We start from the raw sequence: 15,825 nt of genomic DNA, 5'->3' as shown, positions 1-15,825 counted from the left end.
TGAATCCCAGATACTCTCTGGTTGCACATTGGGGATTTTTATTCCGACACAACTGGGGAGTTTTATCCCGACGCATTTGGGTATTTTTACGCCGACGAAACTGGGGAAAAGTAAACCGACATTGACAAAAAATGGCACGATAGATGGTCTTGCGTTCCATTTTTATATTGTGGTGGTTGAACAGTAGATATGGATCTGGAAGAACTGATATCCCTGATTCAGTCTTAGATAGTATCAGAAATTCTCTGTATTTTTCTTTTAAGGCTTAAAACAAGTCAGGATTGTAATAGAGTGGCAGATCCGGGGATCTATGCGTTCACATAGTAAAATTGGAGATAATTACTCACCAGCTGCTGCCTAATTCCGGATATGTTTTATACACACATGGATCTGATCCCATTTCACGATCCCATCTCACATGTGATATCGGTTCGTGTCATTCTTTTTCAATATCCATCCGCCCCTCTAAAACGACGTCTCCGATGATATATCGCACTTTGCCTTCGATATCAAGGTTGCCTTCACCACGTTTGATCATCTGGGCAAGCTCAGTCAGTGCTTCCGCAATGGTGTCATCTGTCAACAGTGCCGAATTTTGCGTCTCAATCTTTAGCGAGAATGATCTTCTCTTCTTCTGGTTCCGATGAATGACTTTATCAATAAAGCTCTTCATGATATCCTGCTCATTTCTCCCTTCTCTTTCCACAAGCTAAAAAAGTTTTGAACTAGTCAATCGTCATCCTCACAATCGACAATGTGGTGATGCTCATCTGCGTTATTTAAGGAGCTTATCGAAGCTCGATAGTTAACGTCATTATTGAAGTTTAAATGGTGCTATTGCTGTCTTTTAGATTTTTACCTCCCTTTGAATCTCTTTATCAGAGGGATAGGGATTGTAGAATCTCGTAGAGGCACGAGCCTTCATCATAAAGATCGATCGCCCTTCGTGCCTGCCAGGATTGCTCAGTGTCGCACTGGAATTGTTTCGGTATCGAGATGGAGGGGTTGGCGATAGAGTGCCCATTGTAAATGATTACTACCGCGAGTATTCCGTCAAAGGCTTACATTCAACCCCTTCCCCGCATCCTATGCACCAGCAGATCCGCCTTCATCAGGATATCTTCTGATACCTCCATCTCGTTCTCCACCATGAACTGCAGGGTATCCGCCAGAGACTGCACATCATCCTTCACGTCCCCTTTTGCATACACCAGGAGATCTTGGAGATATTTGTATGCTGATTTCAGATCTCCCGTATGGAGAGCTGTTAACACCAGTTCCCCGCAGTAATAAGCTGCTCGGCGGACATTTCCGGCAGTGACACTCTTCTTCAGTTCCTCGGTATAATTCATCTCAAGATACCGGGCAAGCTCCCGTTGCAGCTCAAAAATAGACTGGTACCGGTTCTTGGTTTCTTTCTCAAGGCATTTCAGGATGACACCTTCTACCGGGGCAGCATCAGGCACGATCTCGCGGGGTCGTGTCGGTGTACCCGAGGTGATCGCAAACATGATACTCATCATATTTTCACCTTCAAACGGAAGTTCACCAGTCACTAGTTCATAGAAGATAACACCCATCTGCCAGATATCCGTTCGCTCATCCTTTACAGTATTGCTAATTTGTTCAGGTGCCGCATAATGCGGGGTAAAGGAGGCCGAGGTTGAGGTCTTGGAGAGGGTAAGCATCTTCGCCAGACCCCAGTCACTCACCTTTGGGATCCCGTTCCTCATCAGGATGTTGTGGGGTTTTAAGTCACGGTGTATGATCTGCTGGTTGTGGGCAACCTTTAGCCCCTCACAAATGCTGAAGATAATCCAGGCAGCATCTCTTGGTTCCATGGGAATCGCCTTGTCAGCAAGCGAACCGTCACTACAGTATTCCATCTCGAAATATGGGATAGGCATGATGTTGTAATCATAGAGTCTGACGATATTTGGGTGAGAGAGCCGTGTCCAGCTCTGAAGCTCTGCAATGAATGATTTGCCGGTCGCAGCATCGATCGAGAGCGGGATCTTCACCGCCACCTCGGTACCGTCCTGCCGGGTTGCACGGAATACACGGCCGAACCCGCCTTTGCCGATGAGGGAGACATCCGTGTATTTGTTCGCGAGTTCGAGCGGGAATGTGGTTGGGGTCTGGGGCTGCGGGGTGAAGCCGGCGACCGGGGAGGGGGTTGAAGTGCCTGAAACCCGATCAATAACATCGATCCAGAAATCACTATGTATAGTATGAAGTTGTTCGATCTCATCGGTATAGGTCAATGAAATCGTTAGTGGGACAGACCCTAAATATTTAGGTCGAATCGGGATCTCGATTGTTTCTAAACCACCGGGTTTGAGTGATTGAATAGTTGTCTTTTTTGTTTCGAAGGAATCTGAGAGTGAAATCCCGATAGTATTAGCCTCTCCTTGACCGGTATTCTGAAGTGTTGCATCGATTTTTTGCCAATGGTTGGCTGTCAGGTTTGTTGTAGAAAGATTAATTGATACTTGAGGTTTCCTCGCCTCACCAAAAGGTTTCAATGCTTTAACAGCAGTTATGCGGACCTCCTCATTCGTGTCATTGAGTGCCTTTTTAAGTGGCAGGAATGCTTTCTGGTTGCCAATCCTCCCTAATGCCTCAGCAGCATATTTTCTCACTTCCGGGTCATCATTATTCAGAGCCTGTATGAAAGGTTCAATGGGAATATTGCTTATATTGTTTTTATTAGTAGTTTTAATGAGAGAATCAATAGCAGGAGCTCCAAACTTGAGGAAGAGTGGGGTTACTGCTCTTTTAGATTCACTACTTCCACCTATTATGATTTGTACCAACAGATCTATTGTGGGCTGACCTATATTGAATAAGGCATCAATAGCACCTTGACGACTATGTCCATCACGGTTGATTGATGCGATAATGAGTGATTTGATATAATTCGGCTGTTCAAACTTCTGAATACGGTAATTATTTTTGTCTGCCACATAGAGATTGCCCGCAGCATCCACAGCAATGGATTGTAGCGAAATGAACTGGCCCTCACCTTTACCTTCCGAGCCCCATTTTGTGATAAATTTTCCCGTTTCGTCAAACTTCTGGATGCGATGGTTGCCAGCATCTCCCACATATACATTGCCCACCGCGTCCACGGCAATAGATCGTGGGAAATAAAATTGTCCATCTCCAGAGCCTTTCGAGCCCCATTTTGAAATAAAAGTACCAATGCTGGTAAATTTTTGAATGCGATGATTGCTTGAGTATAAATCTGTGCCACCAGCTTCTGCCACATAGATATTACCCGTAGCATCCACTGCAATAGAGGTTAGGCTTCGGAATTGCCCCTCTTCAGAGCCTTTCGAGCCCCATTTTGTGATAAATACACCATTCCTGTCAAACTTCTGAATGCGATAATTATTTGTATCTGCTACATAGATGTTATCGTCTATATCTATTGCAATACCTTGTATTCCATCACTCGTGCTCCCTCCATGGAACTGCCCATCCCCAGAGCCCTTTGATCCCCATTTTGTGATAAACTTGCCGTCACTGGTAAATTTCTGGATTCGATGGTTGCCAGCATCTCCAACATATACATTGCCCTCAGCATCCGTGGCAATGGATCGTGGGAAAAAAAACTGCCCATCCTCTAATCCGTATGACCCCCATTTTGTGATAAAGGTGCCATCACTGGTAAATTTCTGAATGCGAGTCTTGCCCAGTAGGACGCCAGCATCTCCCGCATAGACATTGCCTGCTGCATCTAATGCAATAGAGGTTAAGTCCCGGAACTGTCCATCCCCAGAGCCCTTCGAGCCAATATTTTTTTTTAAGATTATATCATGTTTAATATTTCTGAATTCGGCTTTTTCATCCACCTCTTTCTGAATATTTGTTTTCAGCTCTGTACCCTTATGTCTTTGATGCACAGTAAGAGAAGGATCAAGGGATAATGCTTTCTTATAAGATTCTCTGGCATCTTTGTGTCTTTCTAGTTTATCCAATATTATCCCACGTTTATGCCATGAATCAGCGTGTTGGGGATCAATAGTAACAGCTTTATCATAGGTTTCGAGTGCCTCTTGATAGCGACCAAGCTTCGCAAAAATAATTCCCAAAAATGACAGTGTCCGAAAATCATTGGGGAACATTTTGTATGCCCGCTCGCAGTAATCTAATGCTTCAGTATATTTACCGAGCTTGATATGAGCATAACTCATATTCGTGCAAACTCTATGATCCCACTTTTCGAAATCCAGCGCTTTTTTATAACAATTAACTGCTTCTTCATACTTCTCTTCGGCCAGGCATACGTCACCTTTATTCTCCCATTCTAACTTCTCTTTTGATGGCCCAAATAATCCCATAATTAAATAACCTCATATCTATTTAATTTTTATAATTAAAATGCATGGGAACACCCTCAATCTCCACCTTGTTTGCCTGTAACGGATTAACCATAAGCAGCTTGTATGATCTCACACCAACACCTCAGCTTTTCCTCATCGCTTTTCGATGGATCTTTTCCTTCAGCAGATTCACCTCATTGATGAATTCATCACCAACAGAGTTTATTCCTTCATCAATGCATAGGAGCAGAAGATCCCTTTTTTGACCGACTTCTTTGAGAATCTCTTCACAGACGACATCTTCAAGATGAATAATAAATGCTTGTGCCTTAATCAGATTATTCTTCTCCAGGGCTTGAAGAAGGTTTTGGGAAATAAAATATGCAGTTCTGTAATCAGGCTTACAGGGATCGATGACATTTGCCTGTGGCTTTTGGGTTAATTTCTCTATGACATCCTTAGAAATACAGCCAATGGAGCGTTCTTTCCACCGGTGTTCATTGTCATAGAAGACATGAACCCGACTTCGATCATTCAGAAGGGATTGAATTGCATCCTTTACTCCTGCTTGGATAAGGAGCTGACCGAGTCCTTCATCTGCCCATATGCCAGCAGCCCATATTGCAGCACCTCTCACCCTGTTGCTTCGTGAATTGACACAGATCAATAATATTTTTTCAAGATCCTTCTTTTCGAGGAACGCTTTATCACGTGTCTTAGACAACAGACCAATGATGGATACAGCAGCTTTCCGAATCTCCAGATTCGAATCCCTTGCTGATAATTTCAGGGCAGTGATGGAATTCTCCACTTGACAGATTTCGTCACTATAGCCACGAATTGCTATTGACCAGAGCGCCCATAAAGCACGACATCTGATCTCATCATGTGGTTTCTCCAGAAGTTTTACAAGGGGAGAAACACCCCCATGTTGCACCACAGGTTCTGGGCTTCCAAAAAAGGCAATTTTGTCCAGGGCTAGAGCAGCACACTCCTGAACTACAGTTTCTTTATCATTTAAAATATGGATACAGGGTAGTATCGCTCCTGAATCAGCAACCGCAATACCCTGTCCCGCCTCCGCCAGCATCGCAAGAGACCATGCTGCAGCTGCCCTGACCATCTCTTCAGAGTCAGAAAGCTGTGCTACTACTTCAGGTATTATCCCTGACTGAGCCACTTCATAGGAATAACCATGATAACCAAGATTTCCAAGAATCCAAAGAGTATTTCGTCGAGTTTCAGGGGCTGTATCCTTGATGGTACTAAAAAAAGTATCAAATGGTTTTTCCCTGATAATATCTCCTGCCGATCCTTCTTTTGCCTTTAAATCAAGTTGATATGATGCATTTACCCTATCCTGTGGTATTTCAGATTGCATCAAACCAAGTAATCGAGGAATCTCAGAATAATCATGAATGGGCTTCTTAAGCTGCTCTTTTAGCACTTTCTGCAGCTCAATGATCGATGGATGCGGAAAGAGCTCAACAGCCTTATTCAGGCATGCCATTGCTTCCACGTCGTTGCCAAGCTCGCTGAATGAAAGGCCTTTGTTAAACCATGCCCAGGCATAATATGGGTTGATGGTCAATGTACGATCAAACCAACTGATCGCCTCTGGGTACCGACCAAGATCTTTGATCGCAACACCCATGTTGTTGCATGCATCGGGATACTTCGGCTCAATCCTGAGAGCCCGCTCAAAAAAATCAATTGCTTCTTCAGGTCTTCCAAGTTTGTGGACTGCTGTCCCCTTGTTGTTCCAAACCCATGAATTCATTGGATCGAGTTCTAGAGCACGATTAAAACTTTGTAGAGAATCTTCATATTTTCCAAGTTTAAGGAGTACGAAGCCTTTATTGTTCCACGAATTAGGATTATTCGGGTTATTTTTAAGCATCCGCTCATAACAGCCAAAGGCTTCCTGATATCTCTCAAGCTTTTTTAGTGCGATGGCCTTGGTCTGCAACGCTATAGGATCATCTGGATTCTTAGCCAGCATAGCATTCTGGCAGGTGATTGCTTCTTCATACCTGCTAACAGCTCCCTTTAGTTTCTCCAGAAGCATATCAGGATGCCTGCCTTTTAAGATCCGATAAAAATACCATTGAACATTACCCTGGCCCTCCCTCTCAAAGAAACCAAGATACAGATATTTCTTCCCAACAAAATGCCTTACCCCGTCATAGGATGGGACATTCTGATGATGATACCACCTCTTTGCAGCTTCCATCACCCAGACTGGAGGATCGGCGAGCTGACTCCATTGATATCCTGTGGAATAATTATCAGAACCTTTGAAGAAACGCATCACGATTACTCCAGTAGATGAAAAGGTGTAATCAACCTTATCTCACCCCATCCCCTCTAACCTCGACCCATGCACAATCCACTCGGCCTTCCGCATCAGCTCTTCCGGCAGATCGTCCAACCCTTCATCGATACAGAATGACATCTGCTCAACAAGACTCTCTAGGGTAGCTCTCCCTTCACCAGACGTATAGCGGATTAGATCCTTCCCATACAGAAGTGCTTTCGGCAGCTCACCGGAATCGAGGTGGATGAGCAGCAGCTCACCACAGAGGTAGGCGGATCTCCGGTCATCTGAGCCTTGGCTTTTCTTCAGGGCTTCGGTATAGGTCACCTTCAGGTAGAAGGCAAGCACCCGCTGGAGTTCAGTGACTGAACCAAACCGTTTTGCTGGATCTTTCTCCAGGCACCGGAGGATCACCGGTTCGAGCTCTTTCGCATCGGGATTGAGATCAGTGGGTTTCACCGGATCACGTGACATGATGCCCATCATCACCTCCATCATGCTATCGCCGGTAAACGGTACTGTGCCGGTCACGAGTTCGTAGAGGATGGCACCCAGCTGCCAGATATCCGTTCTCTCATCTTTTGGTTGCGATCCCATCTGTTCGGGAGCAGCATAATAGGGGGTGAACGAGGTAGAGGTCGTGGATTTAGACTCGGTCATCACCTTTGAGAGTCCCCAGTCCGTGATCTTCGGGATACCCTCTTTAATGAGGATATTCTGCGGTTTCAGATCGCGGTGGATGATCTTCAGGGAATGGGCATAATGCAGCCCGGTGCAGACCCCGTAGATGAGCCATGCAGCCTGATCCGGGCTCATTGGCTTTGGCAGGCTGTCAAGAGACGCTTCACAATATTCCATCTCGAAATAGGGAGTCGGGAGGATATTGTAATCAAAGACCTTCACGATATTCGGATGATTCAACCGTGTCCAGTTCTGGATCTCGCTGATGAAGGTCTTTCCGGTAGCCGAATCCGGGGTCTTCGGCACCTTCACCGCATACACCTTACCATCCCGGATCACCCGGTATACTCGTGCAAACCCGCCCTCGCCGATCAGATCGTGGGACTGGTATCTGGCAAATAAGGCGCTGGGATCGGTTGATGAGGTGGGGGGTGGAGAAGATGCAGAGAAGCCAGGTGCTGATGTGGCCCCGGTATCAGAGATGGTGAGCCAGATGGTGGATGTTGTTTCAAATGTCCGGTTAGCAAAATCTCGATACTTCATCGTAACATCAAGCGGTGCCCGCCCGTGGGCATCGGATTTAATGCTCACTGTATCGGTCACTGACTCTCCGGCTTGAACCGTATACGTGGTTTCAGTTCTCCTCACATCCGCGATATCTGAGAAACCGACAGTAAGCTTCTCGGCAGTGGCCTTGCCGAAGTTTTTTAGGGTAAAATCAATCTGTTCCCATTTGTTTGGAGCAAGCGAGGTCTTCGAGAACGCAATTGAGATCTCAGGAGTCCGTGCTATCAGCGCATCGCGTTTCTTTTTGATTTGTGAGTTTGCAGGATCGAGTTCCAAGGATAGATTATAGCACTCAAGTGCCTCAGCAAATCTGCCTTCACTAGTGAAGGTCAGGCCATTTTTATTTAATATTAGCATCTTGTGGGCATCGTGTTTCTCTTTGATTTGTGAGTTTGCAGGATCGAGTTCAAGGGCTTGTTTATAGCACTCAAGTGACTCCTCTATTCTACCTTCGTTGGTGAAGGTTATTCCTTTCTTATCGAGTGATAGGATCTTGTTTCGAATATCTTCTTTTTTACTTTTCTCATCAAAGAAACTGATGCGGTTATTCTTGGTATCAGCGACATAGACGGTCCCATCTGGAGCGACTGCGATGCCGGATGGGCTTGTGAACTGCCCTTCACCTGTACCTTTTGATCCCCATTTTCTCAGGAATGTGCCGTCACCTGTGAATACCTGGATGCGGTTATTCTTGGTATCAGCGACATAGACGGTCCCATCTGGAGCGACTGCTATACCTTGTGGTAATCTTAACTGCCCGTCGCCTGATCCCCCTCTTCCCCACGTCCTGATGAAGCTGCCCTCAGGTGTGAAGACCTGAACACGTTGGTTACCCGATTCCGTGACATAAATGCTGCCATCAGGGGCGACCGCGATACCGGATGGGCTTGTGAACTGCCCTTCACCTGTACCTTTTGATCCCCATTTTCTCAGAAATGTGCCATCACGGGTGAATACCTGGATGCGGCTATTCCGAGTATCAGCGACATAGACGGTCCCATCTGGAGCGATCGCAACGCCCTTTAGCTCTATGAAATGCCCATCGCCTGAACCCCAAGATCCCCATTTTCTCAGGAATCTGCCATAACCCGTGAATAGCTGGATGCAGTAGGCATCAGCAACATATACGGTACCATCCGGAGCAACCGCTGTGCCTTGTGGCATTTGGAACTGCCCGTCGCCTGTCCCAAATGATCCCCATTTTCTCAGGAATGTACCGTCACCCGTGAATACTTGGATGCGGCGATTATAATATTCTGTTACATAGACTGTACCATCCGGAGCGACTGCAATGTGGGTTGGCCCATTTAACTGCCCGTCGCCTGTACCATATGAGCCCCATTCGTTGGTTTTCCTCTCCAATTCTTTATTTGCAGTAACATCTTCGGATTTTTTGCTGCCCTTCAGAAAATCAAACAGACCCATGTTTTTCCAACCCTGCTAATCAGTATTATATCTCTCCGGTTACCAATGCATGATCAATCCCGAGTGAGTAGTAGTGTCATTGTAACTTTTCCTACTCATCTCCCCACCATAACTATCGATTGTCACATTCACACCATAACTTTGCTAAATTCATAATTCGTAATGGAAACCCATTCCCTCTCCCCTCAGAAGTCCCCGCAGACGAAGATTTGTGATTCAACTGATGGGAATTCAACCATGTTCAATCCCACCAACAGAAGATTAGGAACAGAGATGGACCGCCACTTGTCCGGATCTACTCACCGCAATCTCCCTCCACACTGGATACAAAACTTCGCATCGCTCCCATTCTTGCCGCCGCATTCTGGGCAGAAGCAATGTTCACCAGCTCCCCCAATCGACGAGCGGCTCACCAGGCTATCAGTCACACTGACACCGCCCTGGCTATCGGCCTCCTTGCCAACCCTCGGAAAGAGCCCACCGCTCTCCTGCTCGTTTGAGATCCCTGTCCGGGATAGGAGACTGTCGACGATCTGGACGCCTGATCCGATATTCACGTGTCCGCCTGAGATCTGGTACACTACCTGCTCGGCCCGGCCGCCGCCTTTGCTTGCAAATGTGAAGAACCAGTGCATCCCGTTAGCTTTGATTGCATCAATGACCGCGTTACTCAGTGTTGAATCGAACCGCTTCCACTCCTTCTTCATATACTGGATGATCAGCGGGTTCACCCGGTTCGACTCGCCGCTGAGCATCCCGGTGACGAGCCCGTCAATATAGGTATAATGGACGTGAATGAGATCTTTCACAAAATCGGAATCGCCGCCGCTTCTGGCAAGCAGCATCTTCTTCAAATCTTCTTTGCCGGGAAGCACCTGATAGCGGTCGATGATCTCAAAGAGGGCGATCTCATCATCATTGAATATCTCTCCATTACGACTTGTCTCTATATCCGGGCAAGATTCACCATTGGCACGGAATGAGACTGCCAGCGTGAGGAGGGCCACCTCGAACTTAGACCTGATATGCTGATCGATATCCCGTGGAAGTGTGCCGCATTCATGATCCTGAAACCTCTGGTACTGCGCCAGGATCTCCCCCCATAACTGTTCCCGCGTCTTAAGCGGCCATCGGCAACAGCCCCTGCCTGCCTGCAAAATCCGTTCGGCATCTGCTACGAGTTTTTTTGCACAGTTGAGATCGCCGCGGCCGGGCATCAGGCATCACTTGCATTATGTTTCTGGTGATGAGACCTGGGAGTCAAAAAGCGAGGGAGAGAAAGAGAAAAAACCTTAAAAAGAGATGGTATTTGTGTATTCCGGATAGTGGATATTGTTTGAAAAATGTATGATTGTGGGACATCTGGTAATGGTGGGACAATGGATATGGAATGTTTCTGCACTTTCATAGCCGTTCACCACATCCTTTGCAGAACTGTGATGACGCATTATTAGAAACACCGCAGGATGGGCAGGTGTTGCCCCCCCCCGGCTGGACAGGGTTGATGATCGTTGGCTGCAACCCGCCGCTGGCAACAACCGTTGCACCCTGCGGACGGTGGGCATGGCTCCGGGCGGTAGCGGTGTTATCCATCGCATCCAGCGCCTTGTCCATTACACTCTTTAGACGTTCGGCATTCTCAGTCGACATGCTCCGGACAGTCTCTATGTATCGTTCCTGGTCCTGCATCCGGAGCTTGAAGAGCTCCTCCATCCGATCAGATCCAAACTTTGCCTTCATGGCATCGGCAACTGCTGCACTCTCTTTTGCTGAGAGTGCAATGATCTGCTCTTCGGTGAGGGCAGCGGCCCGCTTCATCTTCTCAAGCTCGGTGATCTGCTCGCCGGATTTCCCGTCTACTGTTGAGAGAAGGGCTTCAACCGAGGCATTCGATCGGTGTTCAAGACGCCGCCCCTCAAGATCGACATCCTTCTCAAGAGCCTGGTGCTTCAGCTCCTGTTCGGCAGAACGTTTTGCCTGGAGCGCCTCATCCCACTGCCGCTTCTTATTGATCAGCTGATCGATCTCACGTGCTTCGAGATCCTGCTCCCTCTCTTTCCATTTATAGTCATGTTCCTGCCGGGTATCGTTGATACTGATCCCATGCTCAGCATCCATCTTCTCGAGAACGTGGCGATGTGCTAATTCAACTCTCTCCCGAATAATTCGCCTCTGTATCTCGGAATCTTCCCGGTTTCTCAGGAGTTCGGCTTTCAGTTCAATAACCTCATGATCCCGGATGACTCCCGCTTTTGCGAGATCATGGGTATAGGCTGTTACCTTCTCTTCGGTCTGGAGATGGTTAATCCGGTCATCTGAGAGGAGGGATCTGATCTGTTGTTCAAGATCGATCTCGATTGCCTTTCCGGCAACCGTTTTTGCTAAATCTCCCCGCTGGGCAATGATATCTGCCCATTCAGAATCATCTGAGCTGACGAACCGGAGCCCCTCAATCTCAAAGCCAAAACCCGTGATCGTGGTGCCGATGTGTGACCTGATCTCATCTTCGATCGATTTCTTCAACCCGGTATTGCCATAAAGCTCATCAACCCGGTAATTCCGTAGAACAGACTGAACAACCATCTCAAGATCAGATGAAAGATCCCGGATCAGATCATCGAGCTGAACCCGGCTTTTTCCCTTAAGGAGATTTGCAATCAGCTTCTCGGAATCGACACTCCGAACCGAGAGCCGCCCATGCAACCCGACTGCGATCGAATCCTGTGTCCTTCCCCGTGTTTTATCAACGGTGAAATCGACCGGGATGATCCCGTCATCAACGAGCACCACCGATGCCCGGTTATCCAGGTTGATCGGGAGTTTTGAATCCAGGATGTTGCCGATACTGTAATGGCCCGATGAGAGATCCGCCACAAATGCACCCCCCTGGAAGAGGAGTGCCCGGGTACCTTCGGCAACCGTCACCGTCTTCTTCAGCATCCCACGGAGATCTTCAACCTCAAATCTCCGTGCAAAATCACCAGGCGATCTTTTCCATTCATGCTGACGTGAAAAGTCTTCGTCATCCAGTCCGACAAATGACCGGATCTTCGATGTCTGCTGATCGGCTCCGCAGGTGGGGCAGAACTTTGCATCTGCCGGAATGGAGCCGCCACATTTAATACAGGAGGATGAGCTGGTTTTTGTCCCACATTTCGGGCAGAACTTGGCATCCGGTTCTATTGGGGCATTGCATTTTGGACAACCTGTATCCGACTTTGTTTTAAATATCATGATACCACCGTTTTTCATCAGTTGGTTAATCTTTTAAGGAGATCCTCAAGGGCAGAATCAGGGGTCATGCCCTGGTTCTGCACCTGTGCCAGAATATTATCGACCGTCTCCCCGTCAACGGGTTCTGAATCCACGCCAGCCATGTGCCCTGACGTGATTTCGGATATCTCATCGAGCTGTATTGTCCTGCCATCTGTTTTCAGTGTCTTCTTAGCCAGCCATGACTCCAGCTCTTCGGGATCAAGCTCTCTGATTCGTGAGAGGGTGCCTGAAGTTCCAACTGTCCTCTCATGTTCCTTGATGGTGATGATGTTCCTGATGATGGTGAGATCCCGTTCTGCCTGAAGGAGAGAACGGTGTTTCAGCTGCCAGGCATTAGTATGGGACTGGATATGGAGCGTATACTGCTCCTTCTCCTTTGCGGTATCTGCTGCTGCCTTGGCAAACACAGATTGGATCGCAGCTTCAGCAGCCTTCTCTTCATTCCCCAGCTTATTGATTTGGCGGGTGAGCTGCGCCTCGCTTTTCTTCAGCTCACCAAGGCTCATGGTGTCGAGGGGGTGTTTTGCAAAGAACCGGGACAGGAATGTCATAGAAATCAGTCCAAGGTCCTTTTAATCTTCCATCTTCTCAAGCGCTTTTTCGATATCTTTGTCGATTGATAGAACCGATTCGGCATGTTCGAGATCCAGGGATCCGTCTTCGACACTGTTCCAGACATCAAACATCTGTTTCTCAGCTTCATCCATATCTGTGTCAGATTCAGTGATATCAAGCGCAAAGATCTGATTTAAATCATCGATGACACGGTCAAAACCTTTCCCGGCAAGATTTACCTTTATAAGTGAATTTTCAAAGGAATCCGGGGTGATCGCCTGGATCTTAGTCCAGAGGGCGGTCTTCTGGAGATCCCGCTGGTACTTCTTGATCACAACAAGATTTGAAACGAACATGTACTGCTTGTGAAGGGCCATGAAGTTCTTTACCTTCAGTTTCGCCTCCATATCGAGCTGTTTGAGTTCCTGGGCGATCATCTTCTTCTTGATTAAGTCCGCTCCCACACCCTCCTTGAATTTATCCTTCTTCTGCTTCTCGATTTTATCGATCTCTTTTCTCAGCCGGTTGATCCTGCTCTTCAGCTTGAGTTCCTCTTCCTGCAGCTCAGCGGTCTTGATGCTGTCAATAGGGTTCTTCCGAAACATTGCCATGAAATCCATTGTTTCTCACACATTCATCATAGTCACTCATCTATAATAAGTTTATCCTCCAAAATGGAGATAATTCGAAAACACTTAAGATATCAGTTTCCATTTTGGATGTAACTTTTATAAGGTGGAGTCGCTATATTCATTCACAATGGAACATCTCCTTGTCATTGACTATGAGACAGATGCTGAACGAAAGCGTATCGATAGCGCTATTGAACGCTTTCGATCAAAGCTTGAGATCCACCGTGAGAAGGGCGTCATCATCCGCCTTGGTGGTGATGATATCGAGGAATTCCTCCAGGATCTATATGCGCGTCTTGAAAAGGGGAGAGAAAATGTCAGAATTTATGCTTCTGAAGAATATACGTCGACAATTGATGAAATTTCTGAAACGATTGTATATGAAACAGGTATTGAGACTGAATCCGTCAGAAAATTCACACGTTTCCTTCTGAACAAGATGAATGCCAGTTATGAGGGTGTTACAAATGGAATTGAGAGCTATTCTGTCTATACCAGGAAAGGAAGAGCATCAATTGGAACAAGGTTCACAACCCAGGATAACGGCACAAAAGTGGTTATTACTATAACTGGTTTTGGGAATGTCGTCCCCTTTGTCACCAATAAGATCGATGAAGATCTTCACACGTTTCTGGAGGAGAGCAGATGATATTTTTATGCCAGAGAGTAGTGGTAATGGAAATAATCGAGGAGGTATGAAATGAAAATTGATCTGAGTGGTTTTCTCCTATCCGAACTACGGGATATGATGGATGAGTATAAGAAGGCAAAGTCCGCTGGAGATGATGATCTGGCGAAAGAGAAGGCATTTGCCTGTGCTGCCCTGAACCGACGGCTTGCCTCCAATGTGCCGTCCCTGGAGGAGAAATACATGGGTCATGCCGATCGATGGGAGCAGATAGCAACCGGTTGCTCACCCCATCCGGCCAACAGGAGGGGCAGCAGAAATAAAAGTGCCGGGATAGGCTCCCGAACAAGATCGCAGGCTGAGGAAGAGCAGGATGGCGATGGCGCGTTTAATGCATCATCACTAATCACTCACTCTCAGGTACGCTGGGATGATATCGGCGGTCTGGATGAAGTGAAACGGCTGATGATGGAGACAATCGTGATAGCCGGCCTGAAGAAGCCCGAGTCGGTCAAACCCTGGAAAGGTATCCTGCTGTATGGACCGCCGGGAACCGGAAAAACGCTCCTTGCGGCAGCTGCGGCTGGCAGCCTGAATGCCTCGTTCTTTGATGTCAAGGCAGACAAGATCGTCTCCAAATACTTTGGCGAGTCCTCGAAACTGATCTCGGGCCTCTACACTGCGGCACGATCACACGCCCCTTCAATCGTCTTCCTCGATGAGTTTGATGCGTTGAGCCAGTCCCGGAGTGATGATACAAGTGATGCGACCCGAAAACTCCTATCAAGCCTCCTGACCGAACTGGACGGCCTCCAGGATAAGAAGAGTGACCGGCTGCTGCTGACGCTTGCCGCTACAAACACCCCCTGGGATCTGGATACTGCTGTCCTGTCCCGGTTCCCCCGCCGGATCTTCATCCCACTCCCCGATGAGGCAGCCTGCCGGGAGATCATCAGGATTCATACAGAATCACTTGATATCTCGTCCCTGAATCTTGATGAGCTGGGTGCAGAGTGTGTGAAGAAACGTTATTCGGGAAGAGATATCCATACCCTCTGCCAGCAGGCGATGTGGACGATGATCCGGGATGAAAATACGGAGTTGCATAATCTTGCATTGCTTCCATTTGATGAACTCCAGAAGCGATCCCTGAAGGTCAGGGCTCTCTCAATGGATGATTTTGATTCTGCAATTGCCAGAATCAAGTCACCGGTCACGAGAGCGGATCTCGACCTTTTTACTCATTGGTCAGAAGAATTTGGGGAGGACTTTTCATAGGCTGAAAAAGAATTGTAACAGGTCAGCACCCCCTCTCCTGACCTCTCCTTAACTCACATCACACACCCCCACTTTTCGGAAAATACGCCCGTATGACCGATAGATCCTTATATAATGAGAGATTAATAGATATTTGGG

General features: G+C 47.3%; 11 protein-coding genes. 3 read left to right on the top strand and 8 right to left on the bottom strand.

Features of this window, described 5'->3' with window-relative positions; all coding sequences use genetic code 11:
• Window positions 1–187, top strand: a 187-nt coding sequence (locus FTO68_RS11125; protein ID WP_255333485.1) for a hypothetical protein, incomplete at its 5' end; no start/stop codon positions are given.
• Between the two features lie 249 nt (window positions 188–436).
• On the opposite strand, the gene FTO68_RS11120 is transcribed toward FTO68_RS11125, so the two are convergent.
• The 8 genes from FTO68_RS11120 to FTO68_RS11085 all read right to left on the bottom strand — a co-directional run bounded on the left by FTO68_RS11120 (window position 437) and on the right by FTO68_RS11085 (window position 13,760).
• Window positions 437–673 carry a hypothetical protein gene (locus tag FTO68_RS11120; RefSeq protein WP_255333484.1) on the bottom strand — a complete coding sequence of 79 codons (237 nt, stop codon included), beginning with the start codon at window positions 671–673 and terminating at the stop codon, window positions 437–439.
• 394 nt (window positions 674–1,067) lie between these two features.
• Entirely contained in the window at window positions 1,068–4,346 is a 3,279-nt protein-coding gene (locus tag FTO68_RS11115) for a protein kinase domain-containing protein (RefSeq protein ID WP_255333483.1), read from the bottom strand.
• Between the two features lie 124 nt (window positions 4,347–4,470).
• Entirely contained in the window at window positions 4,471–6,639 is a 2,169-nt protein-coding gene (locus tag FTO68_RS11110; RefSeq protein ID WP_255333482.1) for a tetratricopeptide repeat protein, read from the bottom strand.
• Window positions 6,640–6,681: 42 nt separating this feature from the next.
• Window positions 6,682–9,318: a protein kinase domain-containing protein gene (locus FTO68_RS11105; protein WP_255333481.1), complete on the bottom strand. Its 2,637-nt coding sequence runs from the start codon at window positions 9,316–9,318 to the stop codon at window positions 6,682–6,684.
• A 299-nt stretch (window positions 9,319–9,617) separates the two neighbouring features.
• Window positions 9,618–10,535 (bottom strand): zinc ribbon domain-containing protein, encoded by a 918-nt coding sequence (locus FTO68_RS11100; RefSeq protein WP_255333480.1) that lies wholly within the window; start codon window positions 10,533–10,535, stop codon window positions 9,618–9,620.
• 187 nt (window positions 10,536–10,722) lie between these two features.
• Window positions 10,723–12,552, bottom strand: a complete 1,830-nt coding sequence (locus FTO68_RS11095) for a double zinc ribbon domain-containing protein (protein WP_255333479.1) — start codon at window positions 12,550–12,552, stop codon at window positions 10,723–10,725.
• Window positions 12,553–12,569: 17 nt separating this feature from the next.
• Entirely contained in the window at window positions 12,570–13,145 is a 576-nt protein-coding gene (locus tag FTO68_RS11090; RefSeq protein WP_255333478.1) for a hypothetical protein, read from the bottom strand.
• A gap of 21 nt (window positions 13,146–13,166) precedes the next feature.
• Entirely contained in the window at window positions 13,167–13,760 is a 594-nt protein-coding gene (locus tag FTO68_RS11085) for a chromosome assembly protein (RefSeq protein WP_255333477.1), read from the bottom strand.
• A 148-nt stretch (window positions 13,761–13,908) separates the two neighbouring features.
• On the opposite strand from FTO68_RS11085, the gene FTO68_RS11080 reads away from it, so the two are divergent.
• Both FTO68_RS11080 and FTO68_RS11075 read left to right on the top strand, forming a co-directional pair.
• Window positions 13,909–14,430 (top strand): hypothetical protein, encoded by a 522-nt coding sequence (locus FTO68_RS11080; RefSeq protein ID WP_255333476.1) that lies wholly within the window; start codon window positions 13,909–13,911, stop codon window positions 14,428–14,430.
• A 51-nt stretch (window positions 14,431–14,481) separates the two neighbouring features.
• Window positions 14,482–15,687, top strand: a complete 1,206-nt coding sequence (locus FTO68_RS11075; RefSeq protein ID WP_255333475.1) for an ATP-binding protein — start codon at window positions 14,482–14,484, stop codon at window positions 15,685–15,687.
• Window positions 15,688–15,825 lie beyond the last annotated feature (138 nt).

This window comes from Methanocalculus taiwanensis (assembly GCF_024372745.1).
Lineage (GTDB): Archaea > Halobacteriota > Methanomicrobia > Methanomicrobiales > Methanocorpusculaceae > Methanocalculus > Methanocalculus taiwanensis.
This window is presented reverse-complemented; position numbering and strand designations above follow the sequence as displayed.